Origin of the sequence: Streptomyces sp. NPDC048018, assembly GCF_043202995.1 — a bacterium.
Lineage (GTDB): Bacteria > Actinomycetota > Actinomycetes > Streptomycetales > Streptomycetaceae > Streptomyces.
On record NZ_JBIDBK010000006.1, the window covers coordinates 512,287 to 538,954 of the forward strand.

The 26,668-nt window shown below is 73.2% G+C and carries 22 protein-coding genes; 13 read left to right on the plus strand and 9 right to left on the minus strand.

Going from position 1 to position 26,668, the window contains the following annotated elements; genetic code table 11:
* Positions 1 to 76: 76 nt before the first annotated feature.
* The 5 genes from ACGF1Z_RS25500 to ACGF1Z_RS25520 are packed head-to-tail and all read right to left on the minus strand — an operon-like array spanning position 77 to position 4,439.
* Entirely contained in the window at positions 77 to 781 is a 705-nt protein-coding gene (locus tag ACGF1Z_RS25500; protein WP_393007700.1) for a response regulator, read from the minus strand.
* Positions 778 to 1,929 carry a sensor histidine kinase gene (locus ACGF1Z_RS25505; RefSeq protein ID WP_393007702.1) on the minus strand — a complete coding sequence of 384 codons (1,152 nt, stop codon included), beginning with the start codon at positions 1,927 to 1,929 and terminating at the stop codon, positions 778 to 780. Before ACGF1Z_RS25505 ends, ACGF1Z_RS25500 begins: the two co-directional genes overlap by 4 nt.
* Entirely contained in the window at positions 1,929 to 2,708 is a 780-nt protein-coding gene (locus ACGF1Z_RS25510) for an SAM-dependent methyltransferase (protein WP_393007704.1), read from the minus strand. Before ACGF1Z_RS25510 ends, ACGF1Z_RS25505 begins: the two co-directional genes overlap by 1 nt.
* A complete protein-coding gene (locus ACGF1Z_RS25515) occupies positions 2,705 to 3,394 on the minus strand; it encodes a glycerophosphodiester phosphodiesterase (protein ID WP_393007706.1) in 690 nt (229 codons plus the stop codon). Before ACGF1Z_RS25515 ends, ACGF1Z_RS25510 begins: the two co-directional genes overlap by 4 nt.
* A 19-nt stretch (positions 3,395 to 3,413) precedes the next feature.
* On the minus strand, positions 3,414 to 4,439 hold the full coding sequence (locus ACGF1Z_RS25520) for an adenosine deaminase (RefSeq protein WP_393007708.1): 1,026 nt from the start codon (positions 4,437 to 4,439) through the stop codon (positions 3,414 to 3,416).
* Positions 4,440 to 4,514: 75 nt separating this feature from the next.
* Between ACGF1Z_RS25520 and ACGF1Z_RS25525 the strand changes: the two genes are divergently transcribed.
* Positions 4,515 to 5,156: a DUF4190 domain-containing protein gene (locus ACGF1Z_RS25525; RefSeq protein ID WP_393007710.1), complete on the plus strand. Its 642-nt coding sequence runs from the start codon at positions 4,515 to 4,517 to the stop codon at positions 5,154 to 5,156.
* A 160-nt stretch (positions 5,157 to 5,316) separates the two neighbouring features.
* Here the strand turns inward: ACGF1Z_RS25525 and ACGF1Z_RS25530 are convergent, their stop codons facing one another.
* Positions 5,317 to 5,859, minus strand: a complete 543-nt coding sequence (locus ACGF1Z_RS25530) for an NADAR family protein (RefSeq protein WP_393007712.1) — start codon at positions 5,857 to 5,859, stop codon at positions 5,317 to 5,319.
* A gap of 175 nt (positions 5,860 to 6,034) precedes the next feature.
* Here ACGF1Z_RS25530 and ACGF1Z_RS25535 point away from each other — a divergent pair, with 175 nt between their 5' ends.
* The 8 genes from ACGF1Z_RS25535 (at position 6,035) to ACGF1Z_RS25570 (ending at position 15,897) form a co-directional block, all read left to right on the plus strand.
* Positions 6,035 to 7,549 carry a gamma-aminobutyraldehyde dehydrogenase gene (locus tag ACGF1Z_RS25535; protein WP_393007714.1) on the plus strand — a complete coding sequence of 505 codons (1,515 nt, stop codon included), beginning with the start codon at positions 6,035 to 6,037 and terminating at the stop codon, positions 7,547 to 7,549.
* Positions 7,550 to 7,598: 49 nt separating this feature from the next.
* The gene (locus ACGF1Z_RS25540) at positions 7,599 to 8,849 is read left to right on the plus strand and encodes a PotD/PotF family extracellular solute-binding protein (RefSeq protein ID WP_393007716.1); all 1,251 of its coding nucleotides are present in this window, start codon (positions 7,599 to 7,601) and stop codon (positions 8,847 to 8,849) included.
* Positions 8,850 to 8,890: 41 nt separating this feature from the next.
* Complete coding sequence (locus ACGF1Z_RS25545; protein ID WP_393007718.1) at positions 8,891 to 10,039, plus strand: ABC transporter ATP-binding protein; 1,149 nt, start codon at positions 8,891 to 8,893, stop codon at positions 10,037 to 10,039.
* A 91-nt stretch (positions 10,040 to 10,130) separates the two neighbouring features.
* Positions 10,131 to 11,063, plus strand: a complete 933-nt coding sequence (locus ACGF1Z_RS25550; RefSeq protein ID WP_393007720.1) for an ABC transporter permease — start codon at positions 10,131 to 10,133, stop codon at positions 11,061 to 11,063.
* The gene (locus ACGF1Z_RS25555) at positions 11,063 to 11,857 is read left to right on the plus strand and encodes an ABC transporter permease (RefSeq protein ID WP_393007722.1); all 795 of its coding nucleotides are present in this window, start codon (positions 11,063 to 11,065) and stop codon (positions 11,855 to 11,857) included. The genes ACGF1Z_RS25550 and ACGF1Z_RS25555 overlap by 1 nt, the downstream gene beginning before the upstream one ends.
* Positions 11,858 to 11,893: 36 nt before the next feature.
* Positions 11,894 to 13,312, plus strand: coding sequence for an NAD(P)/FAD-dependent oxidoreductase (locus ACGF1Z_RS25560; RefSeq protein ID WP_393007724.1), 1,419 nt, complete (start codon positions 11,894 to 11,896; stop codon positions 13,310 to 13,312).
* A 238-nt stretch (positions 13,313 to 13,550) separates the two neighbouring features.
* Complete coding sequence (locus tag ACGF1Z_RS25565) at positions 13,551 to 13,994, plus strand: hypothetical protein (protein WP_393007873.1); 444 nt, start codon at positions 13,551 to 13,553, stop codon at positions 13,992 to 13,994.
* A gap of 97 nt (positions 13,995 to 14,091) precedes the next feature.
* Positions 14,092 to 15,897, plus strand: a complete 1,806-nt coding sequence (locus tag ACGF1Z_RS25570) for a chitinase (protein WP_393007726.1) — start codon at positions 14,092 to 14,094, stop codon at positions 15,895 to 15,897.
* On the opposite strand, the gene ACGF1Z_RS25575 is transcribed toward ACGF1Z_RS25570, so the two are convergent.
* From ACGF1Z_RS25575 to gabT, 3 genes are all read right to left on the minus strand, one after another.
* Positions 15,882 to 16,544: a hypothetical protein gene (locus tag ACGF1Z_RS25575; RefSeq protein WP_393007728.1), complete on the minus strand. Its 663-nt coding sequence runs from the start codon at positions 16,542 to 16,544 to the stop codon at positions 15,882 to 15,884. The genes ACGF1Z_RS25570 and ACGF1Z_RS25575 overlap by 16 nt on opposite strands.
* Positions 16,541 to 17,074 carry a phosphatase PAP2 family protein gene (locus ACGF1Z_RS25580; RefSeq protein ID WP_393007730.1) on the minus strand — a complete coding sequence of 178 codons (534 nt, stop codon included), beginning with the start codon at positions 17,072 to 17,074 and terminating at the stop codon, positions 16,541 to 16,543. The genes ACGF1Z_RS25575 and ACGF1Z_RS25580 overlap by 4 nt, the downstream gene beginning before the upstream one ends.
* A 370-nt stretch (positions 17,075 to 17,444) precedes the next feature.
* Positions 17,445 to 18,779 (minus strand): 4-aminobutyrate--2-oxoglutarate transaminase, encoded by a 1,335-nt coding sequence (gene gabT, locus ACGF1Z_RS25585; RefSeq protein WP_393007733.1) that lies wholly within the window; start codon positions 18,777 to 18,779, stop codon positions 17,445 to 17,447.
* Between the two features lie 269 nt (positions 18,780 to 19,048).
* Between gabT and ACGF1Z_RS25590 the strand changes: the two genes are divergently transcribed.
* From ACGF1Z_RS25590 to ACGF1Z_RS25605, 4 genes are all read left to right on the plus strand, one after another.
* Positions 19,049 to 21,559, plus strand: a complete 2,511-nt coding sequence (locus ACGF1Z_RS25590; protein WP_393007735.1) for an ATP/GTP-binding protein — start codon at positions 19,049 to 19,051, stop codon at positions 21,557 to 21,559.
* 355 nt (positions 21,560 to 21,914) lie between these two features.
* Complete coding sequence (locus ACGF1Z_RS25595; RefSeq protein WP_393007737.1) at positions 21,915 to 23,537, plus strand: PucR family transcriptional regulator; 1,623 nt, start codon at positions 21,915 to 21,917, stop codon at positions 23,535 to 23,537.
* 509 nt (positions 23,538 to 24,046) lie between these two features.
* Positions 24,047 to 24,997 (plus strand): EamA family transporter, encoded by a 951-nt coding sequence (locus ACGF1Z_RS25600; RefSeq protein ID WP_393007739.1) that lies wholly within the window; start codon positions 24,047 to 24,049, stop codon positions 24,995 to 24,997.
* A 222-nt stretch (positions 24,998 to 25,219) separates the two neighbouring features.
* Entirely contained in the window at positions 25,220 to 26,665 is a 1,446-nt protein-coding gene (locus tag ACGF1Z_RS25605) for an aldehyde dehydrogenase family protein (protein WP_393007741.1), read from the plus strand.
* Positions 26,666 to 26,668: the final 3 nt, after the last annotated feature.

The following is a 26,668-nucleotide window of genomic DNA, read 5'->3' on the forward strand; positions in this document are numbered from 1 at the left end:
ACCGTCGTTCGCGATGGCTCCATCCTGCTGACCGGCGGCGATCCGCGGATCGCCCGCACCGGCGGTCCGTGCCGGTCTACTTCCTCGCCCGCCCGGGGGAGGCACCCGCGCCGCCGCCTCCCCCGGCCGGGGGAGCGCCCGCCGCGACCAGGCCCGTCTCGTACGCGCAGATCACCGCCTGGATCCGGTCCCGCAGCCCCAGCTTCGCGAGCACGTTCCCCACGTGCGTCTTCACGGTGTGGTCGCTCACCACCAGCTCGGCCGCGATCTCGGCGTTCGACAGGCCCCGCGCGAGCAGCAGCAGCGTCTCCCGCTCCCGTGCCGTCAGCACGTCCAGCCGCGGATCGGTCCGCCGGGGGCCGCCGGAGGTGTACTGCTCCACGAGCCGCCGGGCCACCGACGGGGCCAGCAACGACTCGCCGCCGGCCACCACCCGCACCGCGTGCACCAGGTCGTCCCGGCGCACGTCCTTCAGGAGGAAGCCGCTGGCGCCCGCGTGCAGCGCCTCGTACACGTACTCGTCCGAGTCGAAGGTCGTCAGCATCACCGTCCGGCAGGAGGACTCGGCGGAGATGATCCGGCACGCCTCGATGCCGTCCATCCGGGGCATCCGGATGTCCAGCAGCGCGACATCGGGCCGGTGCCGCCGCACGGCCGCCACGGCCTCGGCGCCGTCGCCGGCCTCCGCCACGACCTCGATGTCCTCCTGGACGTCGAGGATCAGGGCGAAACCGCTGCGCACCAGCTCCTGGTCGTCCGCCACCACCACGCGGAGCGTCATCCCCGCACCTCCCGCCCCTCCAGCGGGAGCACCGCCCGCAGTTCGAAACCCCGCCCGTCCGGGCCCGGCCCGGACGACGCCGTACCGCCGTGGGCCGCCGCGCGCTCGCGCACGCCGGTCAGGCCGTGCCCGCCGGCGCCCCCGGGCCGCGGCCCGCGCCCGTCGTCCGTCACCCGGACCTCCACCTCGCCCCGGCCGTATCCGAGGCGCACCGACACCGAGCCGGCCCGCGCGTGCTTGACCACGTTCGTCAACGCCTCCTGCACGATCCGGAAGACGGTCGCCCCGGTCGCGGCGGGCAGCGGGCGCACCGTGCCCTCCGTCGCGTACCGCACGTCGAGCCCTCCGCCCCGCACCCGCTCGACCAGCTCCGGCAGTTCGCCGATGCCCGGCTGTGGGTCCCGGGGCGCGGCGGACGATCCCTCGTCCCGCAACAACCCCAGCATGCCGCGCAGTTGGACCATGGCGTCACGGCCCGTCTCGGAGATCGCGTCGAAGGCCGCCTCCGCCCGCTCGGGCGCCACCCGCACGGCGGGCGGGCCGGCCTCCGCCTGTACGATCATCAGGCTCACCGCGTGCGACAGGATGTCGTGCATCTCCCGCGCGATCCGGGCCCGTTCACGGGCCGCGGCCCGTTCCGCCTCGACCCGGTGTTCCCGCTGACGGGCGTCCGTGAGCCGGCCGAAGACGTACGCGGCCCCGAACACGAAGAGCGAGAAGGTCAGTTCGCGCGCCGACTGGGTGTTGAGCCAGACCGAGACGGGTACCGCGACCAGCATCAGCAGCCCGGCCACCAGGCGCTTCCACGGCGGTGACAGCACCGCGATCGTGTAGACGCTCACCAGGCCGGTGTACGGCAGCGGCTGTCCCGGGCCCTCCAGGGCGAGCCGGTAGAGCGCACTGGCCGCCAGCATCGCCAGGAGCACCGCCAGCGGCGCCCGCCGCCGCCACACCAGCGGCACGACCATGAGGGTGGTCAGCCCGTACGCCGGCCAGGTCGCCGGCTCCAGCTCGGGCGGGCGCGGCACTACGAACGGCATGGTCATGGCCGCCTGCACGAGCAGCGCCAGCCCGATGTCGACGGCCCACGGATTGGCCGCGGCCCAGCCGCGGAGCTCCCCGATCCGCCGTCTTCCCCCCTCCCGCATTACGGCTTGCGGCCCACCGCGCCGAACTGCGCCACCTCGGCGGCGTCCGGGGCGCCCCAGCGCGCGCACGACACGATGCCGGGGTCCAGGATGTCGAGGCCCTCCAGGAAGCCCGCGAACTCCTCCCGGCCGCGCGCCGTGATCGGCGGGGTCGCGTGGGTGTTCCAGAACTCCATGGCCGCCACGTTCGCCTCCCCGCCGAGGTCGGCGTCGTACGTCGGGTGGGTCAGCACCAGATGGCTGCCCGAGGGGACCGCGGCCATCAGGGTCCGGACGATCGCCCGGGCCTCGTCGGTGTCCAGGACGAAGTTGAGGATCCCGAGCATCAGGACCGCCACCGGCCGCGACAGGTCGAGCGTCCGGGCGGCCGCCGCCAGGATCTTCTCCGGGTCGCGGGCGTCCGCGTCCACGTACTCCGTGACGCCCTCCGCCGAGCCGGTGAGCAGGGCCCGGGCGTGGGTCAGGACGATCGGGTCGTTGTCGACGTAGACGATCCGCGCGTCGGGGGCGACGCGCTGCGCCACCTCGTGGGTGTTGTCGGCCGTCGGCAGCCCCGTGCCGATGTCCAGGAACTGGCGCATCCCCGCGTCGGCCGTCAGGTGGGTCACGGCCCTGCCCAGGAAGGCCCGGTCCGCACGGGCCACGGCACCGATGCTCGGGTGGAACGCCGTCACCTGGTCGCCGACGGCCCGGTCCACCGGGTAGTTGTCCTTGCCGCCCAGCCAGTAGTTCCACACACGGGCGTTGTGCGCGATGTCGGTGCGGATCCTGTCGGTCATTCACGGACCTTTCGCAGTACGGCGGTCAGCGCGTCGACGCGATTGGTCGTGATCGAGTCGACTCCGTTCCGGATCAGCTTACGCATGTTGCGTTTCGTGTCCGGCGTCCAGACGGAGACCAGCAGCCCGTCCCGGTGCACCCGCTCCACCAGCTGCCGACTCGCCAGTCCGAAGCGGTAGTTGAGCCACTTCGGGCGCACCGCGTCGAGCAGGACCGGGCGGGGCGGGGCCACGCTGTTCCAGGTCAGCGCGATCTCCGCGGACGGGTCCGCCGCCCGGACGTGGAGCATGGCGGTGCCGCCCGCGCAGTAGGAGACGCGCTCGCCCGCGCCGCACTCGCGGACCGTGCCGACGATCGCGCGGACCGAGCCCGCGTCCCCGCCCGGCAGGTCCAGCATCAGACGGCTCGGACCGGCGGCGATCAGGGTCTCGCGGAGGGTCGGCACCCCGCCGTCGGTCAGCTCCGCCAGCTGCGACACGGTGAGGGAGGTGAGCGGCCGTTCGTGGCCCCAGAGGCGTTTCAGGTTGTCGTCGTGCAGCAGCACCGGGACGCCGTCCTTGGTGACGCGGACGTCGACCTCCACCGCGTCCGCGCCCCGCGCGATCGCCGACAGGACCGAGGGGATGGTGTTCTCGCGGACGCGGTAGGGGTCACCGCGGTGGGCTACGACAGTCAGAGGGGCCATGTCCTCATTCTGCTGAGGATCAGCGCGCCAGCCACTCCTCCGTGTACGTGTCGATCTCCTCGTTGATCCGGGCCTTGCCGGCCTCGTCCAGGAAGGAGGCCTCGACGGCGTTCTTCGCGAGGGCGGCCAGACCGCGCTCGTCCAGGTCGAGCAGCCGGGCGGCGACCGCGTACTCGTTGTTCAGGTCCGAGCCGAACATCGGCGGGTCGTCGCTGTTGATCGTGACCAGTACGCCGGCCTCCACCATCTGCTTCAGCGGGTGGTCCTCCAGCCGCTCCACCGCACGGGTGGCGATGTTGGAGGTCGGGCAGACCTCCAGGGCGATCCGGTGCTCGGCCAGGTGCTTGAGGAGCTCCGGGTCCTGGACCGAGCTGGTGCCGTGACCGATGCGCTCGGCGCCCAGGTCGTTCAGGGCGTCCCAGACCGTCTGCGGGCCCGTCGTCTCGCCCGCGTGCGGGACGGAGCGCAGGCCGGCCGCGCGGGCCCGGTCGAAGTACGGCTTGAACTGCGGGCGCGGCACGCCGATCTCCGGGCCGCCGAGGCCGAACGAGACCAGGCCCTCCGGGCGCAGGTCGACCGCCAGCCGGGCGGTCTCCTCCGCCGCCTCCAGGCCCGCCTCGCCGGGGATGTCGAAGCACCAGCGGAGGATCACGCCGAGCTCCTTCTCCGCCGCGACGCGGGCGTCCTCGATCGCGGCCATGAAGGCGCGCTCGTCGATGCCACGGCGGGTGGAGCTGTACGGGGTGATGGTGAGCTCCGCGTAGCGGATGTTCTGCCGGGCCATGTCCCGGGCGACCTCGTACGTCAGCAGCCGCACGTCCTCCGGCGTGCGGACCAGGTCCACGACGGAGAGGTAGACCTCGATGAAGTGCGCGAAGTCGGTGAAGGTGAAGTAGTCGGCGAGGGCCTCCGGGTCCGTGGGGACCTTGGAGTCGGGGTGCCGGGCGGCGAGCTCGGAGACGATCCGGGGCGAGGCGGAGCCCACGTGGTGGACGTGCAGCTCGGCCTTGGGGAGCCCGGCGATGAAGGAATGCAGGTCGGTCATCACGTCATCGTAGGCCGGGCCCTTCCCCCGGAAGAGCGAGGTCGTAGCATGACGTGACCACGATGGGGGAGGCCCATGTCCGAGAACAACGACCAGCCGGTGGACCCGTGGGCGCCGCCCAACCAGGACGGCGTCGAACTGAGCAAGGCCGCACCCGGCACCCCGGGCGGGGCCGTGCCGCCGCCCGTGCACAACCAGCCGACCGTGGCGTCGATGCCCGGTGCCGAGCTCCCGCCGCCGCCGGCCGCGCCCGGAGGCGGCTTCGGCTACCCGACCGCGCCCGCCGCGCCGCAGCAGCCGGGGTACGGCTATCCGGCCGCGCCGCCCTCGCCGTACGGCGGCTACGGGGCGGGGTACGGGCAGCCGGGCTGGGGGGCGTCACCCTCGAACGGGATGGGGACGGCGGCCATGGTGCTCGGCATCATCGCGGTCGTCGGCTTCTGCTTCTACGGTCTGGGGACGGTGCTGGGCATCCTGGCGCTGATCTTCGGCGTCATCGGCCTCAAGAAGGCCAACCGGGGCGAGGCGACCAACCGGGGCATGGCGATCGCCGGCATCGTGCTCGGCGCGATCGGCGCCCTGGTGAGCTCGGTCTTCCTGGGCTTCATCATCTGGGCCATCGCCAACGAGGACTCCCTGAGCGACAGCTCCGACGACGACCCGTGGGCCACGTCCCTGGTCGTCGACGCGCGCGGCCAGGACGCCCTGGCCCGGTGACGCCGGGGTGGCGCGGGGGCGCTTCCCCGCGTCCCTCCCGTCCCGCGTCCCGCCCGTCCGGTCCGGTCCGCCTCGCGTGGTCCGTCCCCTCCCCGCGCCCGGCCGTCCCCCTTCGCACCCTGCCGTCCCGCTGCGCGCCGGCCGGTCCGCGCCCGCGGGATCACCGCAGGCGCCTGCGCGCCTCCATGAGCGCGAAGCCCAGCAGGTTCAGCCCCCGCCAGCGGTCGGGGTGCCACGCGTCCGGGGAGTCCGCCGCCAGGCCGATGCCCCAGATCCGGTCGAGGGGGCTCGCCTCCACCAGGACGCGGGAGCCCGTGCCGAGCAGATACGCGCGCAGGGCCTCGTCCGAGGCGAACTTGTGGACGCTGCCGGCCACGACGATGTCGTAACGCCGCTCCGTCCACACGTGCTCGTCGAAGCCGCGGACCAGCCGCCCCGTGTTCTTCGCCTCCGCGGGCGACCTCGCGGAGAGGGCCGCCGCCTCCGCCTCGGCGTCGCCGAAGAGCCGGGCCTTCTCCGCCATCATCCAGTGCTCGGCCGTCGCGTAGCGCACGTCGTCCACCACGAAGGGCGAGGGCCACCACTGGCTGAGACAGCTCGCCGAGAGCTGCCCGTCAGGGCGCGGACGGTGGCCCCAGAAGTGCAGCCACTTGAGTGGCTCCCCCCGTCTGACCTGCTCCTTCAGTCCTTCCAGATCGCTCATGCATGCCACTGTTTCAGTTGCCACGGACAGTCCGTACGGCAATTTCCCGCCGTCCTCGACACTTGGTCGACCGATTCCGTCGCGTAACCAAAAGGCAACAACGGAATCACTTGTTGGACCGGGTGCCCTCTGTCAGGATCGGCACTCAACTCGAGCTGGAACAACGGAGAGCGCGATGGGCAACCGCTTCCAGGTGTCGGACCGTTTCGCGGCCGGCGCGCAGTACATCGGGGGGCGGCTCCGCCCCGGGACCTCGGAGGACCGGCACAGCGTCATCGACCCGGCGACCGGGGAGAGCGTCTACACCTACACCCTCGCCTCGACGGACGACGTCGACGCGGCCGTCGCCGCCGCCAAGGAGGCGTTCCCCGGCTGGGCGGGCGCCACCCCGGGCGAGCGGTCGGACGCCCTGCACCGGTTCGCCGGGCTGCTGGCCGAGCGGGCGGACGACTTCGCCCGGGTCGAGTCCCTCCAGTGCGGCAAGCCCGTCAAGCTGACGACCGAGTTCGACGTGCCGGGGACCGTGGACAACACGGCCTTCTTCGCGGGCGCCGCCCGGCACCTCCAGGGCCAGTCGGCCGGGGAGTACAGCGGGGACCACACCTCGTACGTCCGGCGTGAGGCGATCGGCGTGGTCGGCTCCATCGCGCCGTGGAACTACCCGCTGCAGATGGCGGCCTGGAAGATCCTTCCGGCGATCGCCGCGGGCAACACCATCGTGCTGAAGCCGGCCGAGCTGACGCCGCTGACCTCGCTGATGTTCGCGCAGGCCGCGACGGACGCCGGGATCCCGGACGGCGTCGTCAACGTGGTCACCGGGGCCGGCCGGATCGCCGGCGAACACCTGGTGGGGCACCCGGACGTCGTCATGACCTCGTTCACCGGCTCCACGCCGGTCGGCAAGCGGGTCGCGGAGATCGCGACCTCCACCGTGAAGCGGCTCCACCTGGAGCTGGGCGGCAAGGCGCCGTTCGTCGTCTTCGACGACGCCGACCTGGAGGCCGCCGCCCACGGCGCCGTGGCCGCCTCGCTCATCAACAGCGGGCAGGACTGCACCGCCGCGACCCGGACCTATGTGCAGCGGCCGCTGTTCGACGCCTTCGTCGCGCGGGTCGCGGAGCTCATGGAGTCGGTCCGGCTGGGGGACCCGTTCGATCCGGCCACAGATCTCGGCCCGCTCATCAGCCACGCCCAGCGCGACCGGGTCGCCGGTTTCGTGGAGCGGGCCCGCGGCTACGCCACGGTGGTCACCGGCGGCGAAGCCCCTGGCGGCGAGCTCAAGAACGGTGCATATTATCGGCCCACCCTGATCACCGGCGCCCCGCAGGACAGCGAGGTCGTGCAGTCGGAGATCTTCGGACCGGTCCTGGTGGCCCTGCCCTTCGACGGCGACGACGAGGGCATCCGGCTCGCCAACGACACCCCCTACGGCCTCGCCGCCTCCGCCTGGAGCCGCGACGTCTACCGGGCGAACAGGGCCACCCGCGAGATCAAGGCCGGGTGCGTCTGGGTCAACGACCACATCCCGATCATCAGCGAGATGCCGCACGGCGGCTACAAGGCCTCCGGCTTCGGAAAGGACATGTCGGCGTACTCCTTCGAGGAGTACACGCAGGTCAAGCACGTGATGTACGACAACACGGCGGTGGCGGCCAAGGACTGGCACCGCACGATCTTCGGGGACCGATAGCCCAGCGCCGTTCGACCAGCGGCCAACCCATCCCGAAAGGGCACAGCGCATGGAGCAGTACCAGCCGGACAGCCTCTCGGCCGCGCAGACAGCGGCGATGCGGCGCAGCCTCCTGAGCGGCCGGGGCGCCCTCACCCGTCGCTCGCTGCTGCGAGCGGGCGGCGTCGGCGCGCTCACCGTCGGCGGGCTCGCCGCCCTGACCGCCTGCGGCATCCCGCCCGCCAAGCGGGACGGGCAGGGCGGCGCGGCCTCCACGGACTTCTCGGCCAAGGAGAAGACGGTGAACTTCTCCAACTGGACCGAGTACATGGACGTCGGCGAGGACGAGAAGTCCCGCCCGACGCTGGAGGCCTTCGCCCAGCGGACCGGGATCAAGGTCAAGTACACCGAGGACATCAACGACAACGTCGAGTTCTTCGGCAAGATCAAACCGCAGCTCGCGGCCGGCCAGGACACCGGCCGCGACCTGATCTGCGTGACCGACTGGCTGGCCGCCCGGATGATCCGGCTGGGCTGGGCGCAGAAGCTCGACGCGGCGCACCTGCCCAACGCGTACGCGAACCTGTCGACGCAGTTCCGGCGGCCTGACTGGGACCCGGGCCGGGCCTACTCGTACCCCTGGACCGGCATCTCGACCGTCATCGCCTACAACGTGAAGGCGACCGGCGGGAAGAAGGTCGACTCCGTCTCCCAGCTGCTCGACGACCCCGCCCTCAAGGGGCGGGTCGGCTTCCTGACGGAGATGCGCGACTCGGTCGGCATGACCCTGCTCGACATGGGCAAGGACCCGGGCTCCTTCACCGACGCCGACTTCGACGCCGCCCTCGGACGGCTGCAGAAGGGCGTCGACAGGAAGCAGATACGCCGCTTCACCGGCAACGACTACACCTCCGACCTCGACAAGGGCGACCTCGCGGCCTGCCTCGCCTGGGCCGGTGACGTCATCCAGCTCCAGGCCGACAACCCGGACATCAGGTTCGCCATCCCGTCCGCCGGCTACATCACGTCCAGCGACAACCTGCTCGTCCCGGCCAACGCCCGGCACAGGACGAACGCCGAGAAGCTCATCGACTACTACTACGAGCTCCCGGTGGCCGCGCAGCTCGCCGCGTACATCAACTACGTGTGCCCGGTCGACGGGGTGAAGGACGAGCTCGCCAAGATCGACCCCGCGCTCGCGAACAACACGCTGATCGTCCCCGACAAGGCGATGGCCAGGAAGTCGCACGCCTTCCGCTCGCTCGACAGCGCGCAGGAGACGGCGTACGAGGAGAAGTTCGCCAAGCTCATCGGCGCCTGAGGCCGTCGTCCATTCCCTCACCAACACCGGGACCGCAACCCATGACTGACAAGAACACCGGCGGCGACGTCCGGCTCACCGGCATCAGCAAGACCTACGGCTCCTTCACCGCCGTCCACCCGCTCGACCTGACGGTCCCGCAGGGCTCCTTCTTCGCCCTGCTCGGCGCCTCGGGCTGCGGCAAGACCACGACGCTGCGCATGATCGCCGGCCTGGAGGACCCGACGACGGGCACCGTCTTCCTCGGCGACCGCGACGTCACCGACCTCCCGCCCTACAAGCGGCCGGTGAACACGGTCTTCCAGTCCTACGCGCTCTTCCCGCACATGGACATCACCGAGAACATCGCCTTCGGTCTGCGCCGGCGCGGCATCAAGTCGGTGAAGAAGCAGGTCGACGACATGCTGGAGCTCGTCCAGCTCGGCGACAAGGCCCGGCACAAGCCGCACCAGCTCTCCGGCGGCCAGCAGCAGCGCGTCGCCGTGGCCCGCGCCCTCATCAACCACCCGCAGGTCCTGCTGCTCGACGAGCCGCTCGGCGCGCTCGACCTCAAGCTGCGCCGCCAGATGCAGCTGGAGCTCAAGCGCATCCAGACCGAGGTCGGCATCACCTTCGTCCACGTCACCCACGACCAGGAGGAGGCCATGACCATGGCCGACCAGGTCGCGGTGATGAACGGAGGCCGCGTCGAGCAGCTGGGCGCCCCCGCCGACCTGTACGAGAACCCGCAGACGACCTTCGTCGCCAACTTCCTCGGGACCTCGAACCTGATCGAGGCCGAGGTCGTCGAGACCGGTGCCGACGTCCTGGCCACCGCGGGCGGCAGCAAGCTCCGCGTCCCCGGCGAGCGCTGTACGGACGCCGTCCGGGTGGGCGGCAAGGTGCTCGTGGGCGTGCGCCCCGAGAAGATCTCGCTGGCGCACGCCGACGACGCGGGCGAGATAGCCGACGGCCGCAACCGGGTCACCGGCCGGATCGCCGACTCCTCCTTCATCGGCGTCTCCACCCAGTACGTGGTGAACTCGCCGGCCGGCGCGGAGCTCCAGGTCTACGAGCAGAACGTCGAGAGGGACGCACGGCTGCGGCCGGGCGCCGAGGTCGTCCTGCACTGGAACCCGGCGCACACCTTCGGCCTCGACGCCGCCCAGGACATCGACGCCGGCGTCGAGACGGTGGAGGACGCGCTGTGAGCGACGTACGCGAGGCCGCCGGCCCGCAGCCGACGACGACGCCCGCACCGGTGCGCCCCGCGGGCGGAGAAGCGAACGAAGGAGACGGGGCATGAGCGCGACCCTGGTGAAGGAGGAGGCGGCGCCGCCGGCCGAGGAGCCGCTGCCGCGCAAGCCCTCCGCCCGCAAGCGGCTGGTGCCGTACTGGCTGCTGCTGCCCGGCATCGTGTGGCTGCTGGTCTTCTTCGCGCTGCCGATGATCTACCAGGCCTCGACCTCGGTGCAGACCGGCTCCCTGGAGAAGGGCTTCGAGGTCACCTGGCACTTCCAGACCTACTGGGACGCCTTCCAGGAGTACTGGCCGCAGTTCGTGCGCTCGCTGCTCTACGCGGGCACCGCGACCCTGCTCTGCCTGCTGCTCGGCTACCCGCTCGCGTACCTGATCGCCTTCAAGGCCGGACGCTGGCGGAACCTGCTGCTCGTCCTCGTCATCGCGCCGTTCTTCACCAGCTTCCTCATCCGCACGCTGGCCTGGAAGACGATCCTCGCCGACGACAGCCTGGTCGTCGACGCGCTCAACGCGCTGCACCTCCTCGACGTGACCAGCTGGCTCGGCTGGACCGAGGGCGACCGGGTGCTCGCCACCCCGATGGCGGTGGTCTGCGGTCTGACGTACAACTTCCTGCCCTTCATGATCCTCCCGCTCTACACCTCGCTGGAGCGGATCGACGGGCGGCTGCACGAGGCGGCGCAGGACCTGTACGCCTCGCCGGCGACCACCTTCCGCAAGGTGACGTTCCCGCTCTCCATGCCGGGCGTCGTCTCCGGCACGCTGCTCACCTTCATCCCGGCGAGCGGTGACTACGTCAACGCCGAACTGCTCGGCTCGACCGACACCAAGATGGTCGGCAACGTCATCCAGTCGCAGTTCCTGCGGGTCCTGGACTATCCGACGGCCGCCGCCCTGTCCTTCATCCTCATGGCGATCGTGCTGCTCATGGTCACCGTCTACATCCGCCGGGCGGGAACGGAGGACCTGGTCTGATGCGTTGGATCCGACAGCACCTCGTGGTGATCGCGGGCCTGCTCACGCTTGCCTACATGATCCTGCCCAACGTCGTGGTCATGGTGTTCTCGTTCAACAAGCCGAACGGGCGCTTCAACTACGCGTGGCAGCAGTTCTCCCTGGACGCCTGGAAGGACCCCTGCGGCGTCGCCGACATGTGCGAGTCGCTCACGCTCTCGCTCCAGCTCGCCGCCTGGGCGACCGTGGGCGCGGTCGTCCTCGGCACGATGATCGCCTTCGCGCTGGTCCGCTACCGCTTCCGGGCGCGCGGCGCGATCAACTCGCTGATCTTCCTGCCGATGGCGATGCCCGAGGTCGTCATGGCCGCCTCGCTGCTCACCCTGTTCCTGAACATGGGCGCGGAGCTGGGCTTCTGGACGGTCCTCATCGCCCACGTCATGTTCTGTCTGTCGTTCGTCGTGACGGCGGTCAAGGCGCGCGTGATGTCCATGGACCCGCGCCTGGAGGAGGCCGCGCGCGACCTCTACGCGGGACCGGTGCAGACCTTCCTGCGGGTCACGCTGCCGATCGCGGCGCCCGGCATCGCGGCCGGCGCGCTGCTCGCCTTCGCGCTGTCGTTCGACGACTTCATCATCACCAACTTCAACGCGGGCTCCACCGTGACCTTCCCCATGTTCGTCTGGGGCTCGGCCCAGCGCGGAACCCCCGTTCAGATCAACGTCATCGGCACCGCGATGTTCGTCCTTGCGGTACTGGTGGTCATGGCCGGACAGATCATCACGAACCGGCGCAAGAAGACAGCAACAGCCTGACCGGCAGCCGGTCAGGCACCGAAGGAGTTGGAAACCATGGCCCCAGTCGCCATGCGTCTCGCTGCACAATCTCTCTCCGACGCCCAGCCCGTCCCCTTCTGGCTGGAAGACCCCGGCAAGCCCGGAGCCCTGCCCGCCCTCGCCGGCCCCGAGCGGTGCGACCTGCTCGTGGTGGGCGGCGGCTACAGCGGACTGTGGACCGCGCTCCTCGCCAAGGAGCGCGACCCCTCCCGGGATGTCGTCCTGATCGAAGGCCGCGAGGTGGGCTGGGCCGCCTCGGGCCGCAACGGCGGCTTCTGCGCCGCCTCGCTCACGCACGGCCTCGGCAACGGGCTCGCCCGCTGGCCGGGCGAGCTCGCCCGGCTGGAGGAGATGGGCGAGCGGAACCTCGACGCCATCGAGGAGGCCGTCGCCCGCTACGCCATGGACTGCGACTTCGAGCGCTCCGGCGAGATCGACGTGGCCACCGAGGCCTACCAGGTGGACGAGCTCCACGAGGTGTACGAGGAGGCCGACCGGCTCGGTCTGGCCGGCGGTCTGGAGCTGCTGGACCGCGACGCCGTCCGCGCCGAGGTCGACTCGCCGACCTTCCTGGGCGGCCTCTGGGACCGCCGCGGCGTCGCCATGCTCAACCCCGCGAAGCTGGCCTGGGGGCTCAAGCGGGCCTGCCAGGACCTGGGGGTGCGGATCTACGAGAACACCCCGGCGCTCGACCTGGTACCGGCGGGCGGCGGCATGGCCGTGCGCACCCCCTACGGCCGGGTCGCGGCCCGCCGGGTCGCCCTCGGCACCAACGTCTTCCCCTCGCTGGTCAGGCGGGTGCGGCACTACACCGTCCCGGTGTACGACTACGCGCTGATGACGGAGCCGCTGAGCGCCGAGCAGCTGGCCGCGGTCGGCTGGAAGAACCGGCAGGGGCTGGGCGACTCCGCCAACCAGTTCCACTACTTCCGGATCACCGCCGACCACCGCATCCTGTGGGGCGGCTACGACGCCGTCTACCGCTTCGGCGGCAAGGTGGCGGCGGAGATGGACCACCGACCGGAGACGTACCTCAAGCTGGCCCAGCACTTCTTCACCTGCTTCCCGCAGCTGGAGGGCCTGCGCTTCAGCCACGCCTGGGGCGGTGCGATCGACACCTGCTCGCGCTTCTCGGCCTTCTTCGGCACGGCGCACCAGGGCAAGGTGGCGTACGCGGCCGGCTACACGGGGCTCGGGGTGGGCGCGACCCGCTTCGGCGCGGACGTGATGCTGGACCTGCTGGCGGGGGAGCGGACCGAGCGGACCGAGCTGGAGATGGTGCGGTCCAAGCCACTGCCGTTCCCGCCGGAGCCGATCGCCTGGGCGGGCATCGGGCTCACCAAGTGGTCCCTCGCGCGCGCCGACGAGAACGGCGGACGGCGGAACCTGTGGCTGAAGACGATGGACCGGCTGGGACTCGGCTTCGACAGCTGACCCCGCCCTGCTGTGACGCAGGTCACAGTGAACGGGTCGGGGAACCCGCGTCATAGGCGGGAGGGAGCGCCCTCTCTCCGTGTGGACACCGCAAGCGGCGGGTCTGTGCGGAGAGAGGGCTTTCGTCATGACGGGTACGGGAACGGGTTCGGGAGCGGGGCTCGGGGCGGGCGCGGGTTCCGGTCCGGGCGGCGGGTCGGGTGGCGGTTCGGGCGGTGGACCGGCGGTCAGGGCCGTGGTGGAGTGGCTGGCCTCGGTCGCGCCCGACCCGGAAGCCTGCCGCTGGGAGTGGGAGCGCAGTCCGCACGGGGTCGCGCTGCTCCCCGCCGGGCGCCGCTGGGACGTGCTGATCCTGCCGGCCCCGCTCGGGCGCCCCACCCTCGACGTGCTGGCCCGGCTCGTGGAGCGGCCCGGTCCGGTCCTGGGCGACCTGGGTGACGCCCGGACGGGTTTCTTCGTGCCGCCGGGCACGGCCGCCCGCTGGCTCGGCACCGGGGTGCGCGGCGCGGGCGCCGGGTCCTGGATCGTCGTCCCGTATCCCGGGCGGGTGACGGGCGGCGTGCGCTGGCTGGTGACCCCGGACGCGGCCGGCACGCTCACGGACCCCGCGCTGCTCGAACGGGCGATGCACGAGGCGGCGGGCGGGCTGGCCCGCGGGGGAGGGGGGATCGGCGCGGCGTGACCCGGGGTGCCTTCCGGGCAGAGGTCTTGACCACTGGATTGGTCTGGACCATGCTGTGGCGCGCGCCACCTCGATTCCCCCACCCCCGGAGGCAGTTGTGGACCGCACCAGACCCCTGACCCTCGCCCTGGCGGGCCTGCTCGCCGCCGGCGGGCTCGTGGCACTCACCCCCGCGGCCCACGCCGCCGACACCGAACTCGCCCGCAACGGCGGCTTCGAGTCCGGCCTGGACGGCTGGACCTGTACGGCCGGCAGCGGGGCGGTCGTCGGCACCCCCGTGCACGCCGGGGCGAAGGCCCTGCAGGCCACCCCGGCCGGCAGCGACAACGCCAGGTGCTCCCAGACCGTCACCGTCAAGCCGAACTCCACCTACACGCTGAGCGGTTGGGTCCGCGGCAGCTACGTCTACCTCGGCGCCTCCGGCACCGGCACCGGCGACGTCTCCACGTGGACCCAGTCCGCACCGGACTGGCAGCGGCTCGCCAGTACCTTCACGACCGGCGCCTCGACGACCTCCGTCACGATCTACACCCACGGCTGGTACGGCACCGGCGCCTACGTCGCCGACGACCTCTCCCTGCTCGGTCCGGGCGGCGACCCGGTCCAGACACCCGCCACCCCCACCGGTCTGTCCGCGGGGACGCCCACCGCCAGTTCGGTGACGCTGAGCTGGCCGGCCGTCGCCGGCGCCGACTCCTACCGGGTGTACAAGGCCGGCGCCCTGCTCGCGACCGTCACCGGCACCTCGTACACCGCCACCGGTCTCGCGGCCGGCACGGCGTACAGCTTCCAGGTCTCGGCGGCGAACAGCGCGGGCGAGTCGGCCAGGTCGGCCCCCGTGACCGTCACCACCACCTCCGGAGGCGGCGGCGACCCCGGCGGACAGCTGCCCGCCCACGCCCTCGTCGGCTATCTCCACGCCAGCTTCGCCAACGGCTCCGGCTACACCCGCATGGCCGACGTCCCCGACTCCTGGGACGTCGTCAACCTCGCCTTCGGCGAGCCGACCTCGGTGACCTCCGGCGACATCCGCTTCAAGCTGTGCCCGGTGACGGAGTGCCCGAACGTCGAGTCGGAGGCGGACTTCAAGGCCGCCATCAGGGCCAGGCAGGCCACGGGCAAGAAGGTCCTCATCTCCATCGGCGGCCAGAACGGGCAGGTGCAGCTGGCCACCACCGCCGCGCGTGACACCTTCGTCGCCTCGGTGTCGAAGATCATCGACGACTACGGTCTCGACGGCCTGGACATCGACTTCGAGGGGCACTCCCTCGCGCTCCAGACCGGCGACACGGACTTCCGCAACCCGACCAGCCCGGTCGTCGTCAACCTCATCTCGGCCGTGAAGGCCCTCAAGGCCAGGTACGGCGCGAAGTTCGTCCTCACCATGGCCCCGGAGACCTTCTTCGTCCAGCTCGGCTACCAGTACTACGGCTCCGGCCCCTGGGGCGGCCAGGACCCCCGCGCCGGCGCCTACCTCCCGGTCATCCACGCCCTGCGCGACGACCTCACCCTGCTGCACGTCCAGGACTACAACTCGGGATCGATCATGGGCCTCGACAACCAGTACCACTCCATGGGTGGCGCCGACTTCCACATCGCCATGACCGACATGCTGCTCACCGGCTTCCCGGTCGCCGGCAACACCGACCGCGTCTTCCCGGCCCTCCGCCCCGACCAGGTCGCCATCGGCCTCCCCGCCTCCACCCAGGCCGGCAACGGCCACACCAGCCCGGCCGAGGTGAACAGGGCCCTCGACTGCCTGACGCGGAAGACCGACTGCGGCACCTACCGGACCCACGGCACCTGGCCCGCCCTGCGCGGCCTGATGACCTGGTCGGTCAACTGGGACCGCTACAACCAGTGGGAGTTCAGCCGCAACTTCGACGCCTACGGCTGGAGCTGACCCTCCGCGGCCGCCCGGTCGAGCCCCGACATCCGCAGCGCCCGGACCATCGCCGGAAGGTCCGGGTCGCCGCGGTCCTCCGCCACGACGTGCGCCGCCAGCAGGTCCGGCGTCAGCCGGCCCTCCTCGGCGGCGCCCATGAGGATCTCCGCCGCGGGCCGGTCGTACGCGACGAGGTCCGCCAGCAGGCCCAGCGCCTCGCCCCGCTCGACGAAGCGGCTCATCCCGCAGTCGAGGCCGTCGTCGTCGAGGTCCCCGGGGTACGGGGCGCGGGCCCAGGCTCCGTCCTCGTACCAGTAGACACAGCCCAGTTCGCAGCCGGAGAGCCGGTCGCGCAGCTCCTCGTACGGGAGCCAGCCGGGGCCGCCCGCCAGCATGTCGACCGGCGGCTCGTGCCACTTGCAGGCGCTCGACTCGTCCTCCCCGAAGAGGACGTAACGGCCCTCGCCCATCCGGGAGAACGTCCACCAGGTGCAGCCGCAGTCGTCGAGGTGCAGCCCCTCGGCGTCGATCCACACCCCGGTGCGGTGGACACCCTCCTGCTCCGCCGCGGTGGTCGCCCGGACCACGGCGTTCAGCGCCCAGCGCGCCCAGAGGAGTCCGGGGTCGGGCAGGTCGCCGGGCCGGCCGGGCCGGTGGATCGTCATGTGCTCTCCGTGGTGTCCGAGGGGGGACGGTCGGCGCGACCGTATCGCGCCGCGAGCACCGGCCAGCGCAGCAGGGGCAGGCACAGGGCGACGGAGGCGAGGACGTCGAGGGGCCAGTGGAAGCCGCGGAGCACCAGGCCCGCCGCCGTGACGGCGGTGAGCAGGCCGGCGAGCGGGAGCAGGCGCCGGGAGACAAGGAGGGCCGCGCCGGCGTACGCCACCATCGCGGTGGCCGTGTGGCCCGAGGGGTAGTAGCCGTGCGCCCAGGGTTCGAGGGGGCCCGGGCGGCCCGTCCAGAGCTTCAGGGGGACGACCAGGAGCGGGACGAGGGCCATCGCCAGACCCGCCCAGAGGGCCGCGGCGCGTCGGCCGCGGCGGACGGCGTACAGCATCGCGCAGGCCAGGACGGGGAGGGCGACGCTCATGTCGCCGAGGCCGGAGGCGGCTTCGCTCAGACCGCGCGGCACGGTGTCCACGAGGGAGCGGGAGAGGCGTTCGTCGAGCCGGACGAGCGGGCCGTGGACCAGCACCTGCCAGGTGACGACGGCGAGCGTGACGAGCGACCAGAAGACAGCCGGCCGCCCCGGAACAGGGGGGGTGGTTCCGGGGCGGTCGCCTGGACCGGGCTGCCGCGCGCCCCGGGGGGTGTGGGGCGGGCGGCCATCCGATCGGTGAGGAGTTCCGGTGCCCAGGGCTCCGGCGGTGTGCGCGACGGCACGGTGTGGGCGGGGCTGGGGAGGCTCCGCCCGGGGTGTTTCTCTCATCTGGGGAAACCGTACGACACGGAAGAGGGGACCGACAGCAGGAACTCCATCCCGCCATCGGCCCCCCACAGCTTCTTCACACGGGGCGTCAGAAGCCGCTGTCCCGCGGTCTGATCATCGGCCCGGTGGGCCGCCGTCAGAGCTGCGCGAGCGCGGCCTCGATGACGTCCAGACCCTCGTTGAGCAGGTCCTCGCCGATCACGAGCGGCGGCAGGAAGCGCAGCACGTTGCCGTAGGTGCCGCAGGTGAGGACCAGCACGCCCTCGTTGTGGCAGTACTTGGCGAGCGCGGCGGCGGCCTCGGCGAACGGCTCCTTGGTCGCCGGGTCCTTCACGAGCTCGATGGCGATCATGGCGCCGCGGCCACGGATGTCGCCGATGACCGGGAACTTCTCCTGCATGGCCGTGAGGCGGCCCTTCATGACCTCCTCGATGCGCTTGGCCTTGCCGTTGAGGTCGAGCTCCTTCATGGTCTCGATGGCGCCCAGCGCACCGGCGCAGGCGACCGGGTTGCCGCCGTAGGTGCCGCCCAGACCGCCGCCGTGCACGGAGTCCATGATCTCGGCGCGGCCGGTCACGGCGGCGAGCGGCAGGCCGCCCGCGATGCCCTTGGCCGTGGTGATGAGGTCCGGGACGATGCCCTCGTCCTCGCAGGCGAACCACTGGCCGGTCCGGCAGAAGCCGGCCTGGATCTCGTCCGCGACGAAGACGATGCCGTTGTCGTTGGCGAACTTCACGATCGCCGGCAGGAAGCCCTTGGCCGGCTCGATGAAGCCGCCCTCGCCGAGGACCGGCTCGATGACGATCGCGGCGACGTTCTCGGCGCCGATCTGCTTGGTGATGTTGTCGATCGCCTGGGCGGCGGCCTCGGGGCCGCAGTTCTCGGCGCCGGTGGGCCAGCGGTAGCCGTAGGCGACCGGCACGCGGTAGACCTCGGGCGCGAACGGACCGAAGCCCTGCTTGTACGGCATGTTCTTCGCCGTCATGCCCATGGTGAGGTTGGTGCGGCCGTGGTAGCCGTGGTCGAAGACGACGACGGCCTGGCGCTTGGTGTACGAACGGGCGATCTTGACCGCGTTCTCGACGGCCTCGGCGCCCGAGTTGAACAGCGCGGACTTCTTGGCGTGGTCGCCCGGGGTCAGCTCGGCCAGCGCCTCGCAGACCTCCACGTAGCCCTCGTACGGCGTCACCATGAAACAGGTGTGGGTGAAGTCCTGCAGCTGCGCGGAGGCGCGGCGCACGACGGCCTCGGCGGAGGCGCCGACGGAGGTCACGGCGATGCCGGAGCCGAAGTCGATCAGCAGGTTGCCGTCGACGTCCTCGATGATGCCGCCGCCCGCGCGCTTGGTGAAGACGGGCAGCGTGGAGCCCACGCCACCGGCGACCGCGTCGAGGCGGCGGGCCTGAAGCTCCTGCGACTTCGGGCCGGGGATGGCGGTGACGACGCGCCGCTCCTGCGGGACAGCGTTCATGCGGGGCTCCTGGGGGTGTTCTGGACGCACTTGCGGGTTTCCTCCGCAGGCTAGGCGCGGCCGGGGACCCCGCGCATGCTACGGATGGGAGTGGTCCCGGCGTGTCCTTGTCCTTATCGGCCATACGCGCCGTTGTCCGGACCGTCCCCACGCCATCGGCCTGATCCGGGGCATGATCCGCACCCGAGGCCCTAGATTGGGGCGTCGGACGCGACACGGTGGGCGACAGGGCGTGCGCGGCAGAGTGAAGGGGCCAGGGGGCAGGGGTCATGGAGTTCGAGGGCACGCAGGGCTCGCGGGGCACGCACGACGGCCGCCCCCGCGCCGACCAGGTCCCCCGGCCGGCCGGCCCGCCACCGATGCCGGCCGCACCGCCGGCCGTGCCCGGAAGCGCCCCCGAGGCGCCCGCGGGCGCGTCCCCGGTCCACGCCGGGGCGCCGACCCCGTCCGCCGGGGCCCCGACCCCGTCCGCCGGGGCCCCGACCCCGTCCGCCGGGGCGCCGACCCCGTCCGTCGGGGCCCCGACCCCGTCCGCCGGGGCCCCGACCCCGTCCGCCGGCGTCTCCCTCGCCGACTGGCTCCGCACCCCGCGGCCCGCCGCCGGGCCCGGGGTCTGGCGCTACGGGCATGTGCCCCGGCCCGACCAGGAGCCGGCCGAGACGCCGCTGCGCTCCGTGCTCTCCGGCGCGGTGATCTCCTTCCTCGCCTGCGTCCTGCTCTGGTCGCTGCTGCGCAACGGCTACATCCCGTACTGGAGCGTGCCGCTCAAACTGTTCACCCCCGACGACTGGTGGCACCCGCTCGGCGGCGGGCCGCAGGCGGGGACCGGCGGAGTGCTCGCCCTCGCCGTCTACGAGCTCGTGCTGTTCTCCGGCGTCTTCTACGGGCTCGGGCGCTTCGGCCGCTGGCCGTACGCCTGGCGCCGGCTCACCGAGGAGCGCGGCCGCGCCGCCCAGGTCCTGCTCGCCGCCGTCGCCGGGCTCGTGACCGTCGCGCTGGTCCGCGGCGGCTGGATCCCCGTCAAGGGCGTCGTCTACGCCCTGCTGCCCTACGAGCGGGGCACGCCCACCGCCGCGTACGCGAACCAGGAGATGGTCGAGACGGCCGACCTGTTCGTCACCGTCGCCGCCGCCCTGCCCTTCGTCTGGTTCGCGCTGCGCCGCACCGGCGGCTCCGCCGCGACCGCCGCCCCGCGGACGCCGGCCGCCGACCCGGGCGCCCCCGACCCCGCCGACTGGCCCGAGCTGCGGGCCGCCGGACTCGCCGAGGCGGCCGACCGGCTCGCCGCCGAGGGCGCCGCCGGGCGCATGAACGACGTCGACCACACCCGTATCCGCGCCGCCTGGGACACCGCCCGCGGCGGCCCCGACCGGCAGGCCGCCTTCGTCCAGGACGTCCACGCCCGCGGCGCCGCCGCCTTCCTGCACCCCTCCGGGGCGCGGCAGCTGCCCGGCCGGTCGGCCGCGCACGACCTGCGCCTCCGGCAGGTCAGGCTCGGCACCGTCGCCGACGTCGCCCGCAACCCGTACCCGCGCCGCGGCACCGGCCTCGCCGTCGACCCCGCCGTCCTCGGCACCTCGATGCTCGTCGTCGGCCCCTCCGGCAGCGGCAAGACCACCCGCCTGCTCCGCCCCGTCGTCGAGTCCCTCGCCCTCCAGGCGCTCGCCGGACAGGCCGCCGTCGTCGCCGTCGGCCCGGCGGGCGCGCCGCTCGGCCCGGACGACGCGTACGACGTCGTCATCCGCGTCGGCGACCCGAACTCACCGCACGACCTCGACCTCTACGGCGGCACCGGCGACCCCGACCAGGCCGCCGCGCTGCTCGCCGACGTCCTCGCCGACGACACCACCGACCCCCGGCGGGCCGCCACCGCGCTCGCCCAGCTGCTCGGACCGTTCCACGCGGTCCACGGGCGCTTCCCGTCGATCCCGGAACTCCGCGAACTCCTCGACGGCGCGCCGGCACCGCGCCAGGCGCTCCGGACCGCCCTGGAACGGGCCGGCCACCCCTCCCTCGTCCGCGAACTCGACGCCCGCGAGCGGCAGGACGGCGCCGCGGGCGACCCCGCCACCGCGCTCGCCGACCGGGTCGCCCTGCTCGACCGGCCCGCGTTCGCCGGATTCTTCGACACCACCGGCCACGGCCGGCCGTTCACCATGCGCGCCCTCGAACACCCCGTCCGGGTGCGCATCGACCTCCCCGAGACCGGCCATGCCGAGGCCTCCCGGCTGCTCGCCCGGCTCGTCCTCGCCCAGTTCCTCGCCCGCGCCGTCACCCGCACCGACCGGGCGCGCTTCGCCTGCCTCGTCCTCGACGACGCCGCCCACACCCTCACCGCCGGGACGGTGCGCGGACTGCAGCGGCTGCGCTCGGCGAACGCCGGGGTCGTCCTCGGCCTGCGGAGCCTCGACGACGTCCCCGAGCACCTGCGCACCCCGCTGTTCGGCGCGGTCGGCTGCCGGGTCGCGCTGGCCGGCGTCACCACCTGGGACGGCAAGCGGTTCGCCGAGACCTGGGGCACCGAATGGGTCGAGGCCCGGGACGTCACCAGCCGGACCGTGCTCGCCGACGAGCCCCTCACCCGGGTCATGCACACCCTGCGCAAGCTCGTCACCGGCCGGGCCGTCACCACGGACGCGGTGACCGTGCGCGAGGTCGAACGGGAACGCTGGTCCGCGTCCGACCTGGCCCACGCGGTCCCGCCCGGCCACGCGGTCCTGTCCCTCACCCACGTACGCGGCGAGCACACACCGCCGCTCCTGGTCGACCTGCGCGGCTGAACCCACGGCCCGGGCCGCGGCGGCGCTCGCGGGGCCGGGAAGGCGGCGGAGGAGGCCGGGAGGGCGGCGGCGGGCCGGGAGGCGGCCGCCGGGCAGGCGCGGGGCGCCCGCCGGACGCGCGGCGGGCCCCGCACCGCGCAGCCGGCCCCGCACCGCGCGGGGGCGCCGAGCTGCGAGCCGGGCCCCGCACCGCGCGGGGGCGCCGACCTGCGGGCCGGGCGCCGACCTGCGAGGCTGGGGGCGGGCCCCGGAGCGGGCTGGCACAATCGGGGGCGCGCCGCCCCACGGACGGCGCTGCCTCCTCACCCCGCACGCGCCCCCTCCCCCCAGAACCTTTAAGGACCGACGGTCCCCCATGCCGCCCACCCTCGCCTCGCTCGTCCAGCACTCGGCGCTCAAGCTCACCGTCCGAGCCGGTGAGGACCGCCTCGACACCCCGGTGCGATGGGCCCACGTCAGCGAACTCGCCGACCCCGTCCCGTACATGGAGGGCGGCGAACTGCTGCTCACCACCGCGCTCACCCTCGACGCCGAGGACCCCGAGGCGATGCGGCGCTACGTGCGGCGGCTGCTCGACGCGGGTGTCGTCGGGCTCGGCTTCGCCGTCGGCGTCAACTACGAGGACATCCCCGCGGCGCTCCTCGAAGCGGCGCACGAGGAGCAGCTGCCGCTCCTCGAAGTGCCCCGCCGCACACCGTTCCTCGCCATCAGCAAGGCCGTGTCCGCGGCCATCGCGGCCGACCAGTACCGGGCCGTGACCGCCGGTTTCGAGGCCCAGCGCGAGCTGACCCGTGCCGCCCTCGCCGAGGGCCCCGCCGCGGTCGTCGCCCGGCTCGCGGCGCACGTCGACGGCTGGGCCGCGCTCTACGACACCTCCGGCACCGTGCTCGCCGCCTCGCCCGAATGGGCGGCGCGCCGGGCCGCCCGGCTCACGCCCGACGTGGAGCGCCTGCGCGAGCGGCCCGCGCCCGCCAGCGCCGTCGTCGGCGGCACCGACGACCGCGTGGAACTCCAGTCCCTCGGGACCGGGCGCCGCGTGCGCGGGGCGCTCGCGGTCGGCACGGGCGCGCCGCTCGGCACGGCGGAGCGGTACGCCGTGCACTCCGCCGTCGCCCTGCTCACCCTCACGACGGAACGCTCCCGCTCCCTTCAGGCCGCCGAGGAGCGGCTCGGCGCGGCGGTGCTGCGGATGCTGCTCGCCGGGCAGCCGGACCATGCCCGCGGCGTCGCCGGCGACCTGTACGGAGGACTGCTCGACGCCCCGTTCCGGCTGCTCATCGCGGAGCCCGTGCCGAGCGAGCCGAAGGAGGGCGAGGCGCCGCTCGCGGCGTTCTCGGAGGACCTGGAGGCCGCCGCCGCCCGCGCGGGCGAGTCCGTCCTGACCGTGCCGGAGGGACCGGAGGGCGGCGAACGCCTCGTCGTCCTGGCCGGCGACGGGGGAGCGGTCGTCACCGCGTGCGAGAGCTACGCGACGCGGGAGGCGGAGGACGCCGGGCTCGTCGTCGGGCTGTCCGCCCCGGCCGGCCCGATCGCGGCCGCCGCCGCGTACAAGCAGGCCGAACAGGCGCTGTCCGTCGCCCGGCGGCGCGGCCGGGCGCTCGTCGAGCACGAGGAACTGGCGGCCGGCTCCGTCCTGCCCCTCCTCGCCGACGACGCCGTCCGCGCCTTCGCCGACGGCCTGCTCCGCGCCCTGTACGAACACGACGCCACCGGCCGCGGCGACCTGGTCGCCTCCCTGCGGGCCTGGCTCTCCCGCCACGGCCAGTGGGACGCCGCCGCCGCCGACCTGGGCGTCCACCGCCACACCCTCCGCTACCGGATGCGCCGCGTGGAGGAGATCCTCGGCCGCTCCCTGGACGACGCGGACGTCCGCATGGAGCTGTGGCTGGCCCTGAAGGCGACGGGCGACGGCGGCACCACGGGCCCGGGCGCGACGGGCGGCTCCTCCGGCAACGCGACGCCCCCGTCAGGCGCCTGACGGGGGCGTGACGCCGGGGCCTGACGCGGCTTCCACCGGTGGCGAGTGCCGGCAGCGGTGTCGTACGGCGGTGCGGTGCCTGCCGACAGGCGCCCGACGGCGGTGCCTGCCGACGGCAGCCCGTCGGCGGGTGGGTGTCGACGGGTGTCCTACGGGTTTCACGGCGTCCCCGACGGCGGGTTCTCGTCGCGGGGGACCGGCGGAGGGCTTCCGGGGGCGGTTCTGCCGGCGGGTGTCTCGCGGCGGGTTCCCGGAGGCCGGGGCACCGCCGCCGGGTGTCCGCCGGGCGTCCGGCGGCGGCGCCCCCGGTGGCGGGCGCCCCCCGGGTGTCCGCCTGACGCCGGGCCCCTGGCCGCGCAGTGCCCGGTGAGGCGGTAAGGACACGCGAACGGTCCCGGCCCCTCCTCCCCGCTCGCCGGGGCCCCTTTGGGCCCTCGAATCCCCGTCTCCCTGCCCGATCGCGGGCAAATTTCTGGCCGATGAGCCGCTCTCTCCGTAATCTCCTGGGCATGACAAGCCCCGCAGTCGATCCGGCTGCCGCAGAGATCCCGTCCGTTCCGGCCCCCGCCCCGCGGCGGATACCCGTCGCCGTCTGGGCGGCGCTCGGGATCGTCTACGTCGTCTGGGGGTCCACGTACCTCGGCATCCGGATCGTCGTCGAGACCCTGCCGCCGTTCCTCTCCGCCGGGACGCGTTTCATCACGGCCGGACTGCTGCTCGCCGGGATCATCGCCTGGCGGCAGGGGCCGGCCGCGCTGAAGGTGAGCCCGCGGCAGCTGGCCTCGGCGGTCGTCGTCGGCCTGCTCCTCATCCTCGGCGGCAACGGGCTCGTCGTGCTCGCCGAGACCTCCGTGCCGTCCGGGCTCACCGCGCTGCTGATCGCCGTCGTCCCCGCCTGGGTCGTGCTGCTGAGGGCCGGCGCGGGGGAGCGGCCGACCGCGGGCGGGACCGTCGGGGTGCTGCTCGGCCTCGCCGGGCTCGCCGTCCTGACGCTGCCCGGCCTGACCGGCGAGGTGCACGTCGGCGGAGTCCTGCTGGTCATCGCCGCGACCCTGTGCTGGTCGGTCGGCTCCTTCTCCTCCTCCCGCATCCCGATGCCGCGCAACCCCTTCACGGCGAGCGCGTACGAGATGCTGGCCGGCGGCATCGCGGGCGTCGGTGTCGGGTTCGCCCGGGGCGAGCAGCACGGCCTCGACCTCTCGGCCGTGTCGGGACGCTCCTGGGCCGCTCTCGCGTACCTCGTCGTCTTCGGCTCGCTGATCGCCTTCACCGCGTACGCCTGGCTCCTCCAGGCCGCACCCCTCTCGCTCGTCGCGACCTACGCGTACGTCAACCCGGTCGTCGCGGTCGCCCTCGGTGCCGTGGTCCTCGGCGAGGCGCTGTCGTGGCCCCTCGTGCTCGGCGGGGCGATCGTCGTGGCCGGGGTCTGTCTCATCGTCTCGACCGAGCGGCGCAGGTGATCTCCCGTCGGCTGCGCGCCCGGTGGCGCATCCGGGCCGCACGCGGCCCGGATGCGCCGACGGCCGGAAGACGTTCGGCCAAAGCGGACAGCAGGACCGCCCCCACCACTCCACAGCGGACAAACCCAAGCCGGCCTTCCGGGCCCTAACGTGGCACAGGAGCGCGAGAGCACCCCCTCGCGCCACCCCGCACCACTCCGAAACGGAAAGGGCCGGTACGCAATGACGACCACCCACGCCTTCTGGCTCGCCGGCCGCGAGGCCACCGGCGAGGCCACCTTCGACGTCACGAACTCGTACGACGGACGTCTGGTCGGCAAGGTCAGCGTGCCCACCGAGGCCCAGGTCGAGGAGGCCGTCGCCGCCGCGCACGCGGTCGTCGACGAGTTCGCCGCCACCCCGGCGCACGTCCGCGCCGCCGCTCTCGACCACGTGTCGAAGCGCCTCGCCGAGCGCACCGAGGAGATCGCCCAGCTGATCTCCGCGGAGAACGGCAAGCCCATCAAGTGGGCCCGCGGCGAGGTCGGCCGTGCCGTCTCCGTGTTCCGTTTCGCCGCCGAGGAGGCCCGCCGCTGGAACGCCGGCGAGGCCCAGCGCCTGGACACCGAGGCCGGTGGCGCGGGCCGCCTCGCGCTCACCCGCCGCATCCCCAAGGGCGTCGTGCTCGGCATCGCGCCGTTCAACTTCCCGCTGAACCTCAGCGCCCACAAGGTCGCCCCGGCCATCGCCGTCGGCGCCCCGATCATCCTCAAGCCGGCCCCCTCGACGCCGATCTCCTCCCTCGTCCTGGGCGAGATCCTGGCCGAGACCGACCTGCCGGCCGGTTCCTGGTCGATCCTGACCGTGCCGAACGACCGCATGCCGGCCCTCGTCCAGGACGAGCGCCTCCCGGTCATCTCCTTCACCGGCTCGGACAAGGTCGGCTACGCCATCCAGCAGTCCGTGCCCCACAAGCACTGCACCCTGGAGCTCGGCGGCAACGCCGCCGCCGTCGTGCTGCCCGACTGGTCCTCCGAGGCCGACCTGGACTGGGCCGCGAGCCGCATCGCGACCTTCTCCAACTACCAGGGCGGCCAGTCCTGCATCTCCGTGCAGCGCGTGATCGCCGACGCCACCGTCTACGACCGCCTGCTGCCGAAGATCGTCGCCGCCGTCGAGGCCCAGGTCACCGGCGACCCGGCGGACGACGCCACCGACGTCGGCCCGCTGGTCGACGAGGCCGCCGCGAAGCGCGTCGAGTCCTGGGTGGACGAGGCCGTCGCGGCCGGCGCGAAGCTGCTCGCCGGCGGCAAGCGCGAGGGCGCCACGTACGCCCCGACCGTCCTCGCCGACCTCCCGGCCGACGTCACCCTGGCCCGCGCCGAGGTCTTCGGCCCGGTCCTGACGATCGCCAAGGCCGACGGCGAGGCCGAGGCCTTCGCCGCGGTCAACGACTCGGACTTCGGCCTCCAGGCCGGCGTCTTCACGCGCGACCTGCAGGCCGCCTTCCGCGCCCACCGCGCCCTGGAGGTCGGCGGCGTGATCGTCGGCGACGTCCCGTCCTACCGCGCCGACCAGATGCCGTACGGCGGAGCCAAGCGCTCCGGCGTCGGCCGCGAGGGCGTCCGGTTCGCCATGGACGACTACACCTACGAGCGCGTCCTGGTCCTCACCGGCCTGGCGCTCTAGGCA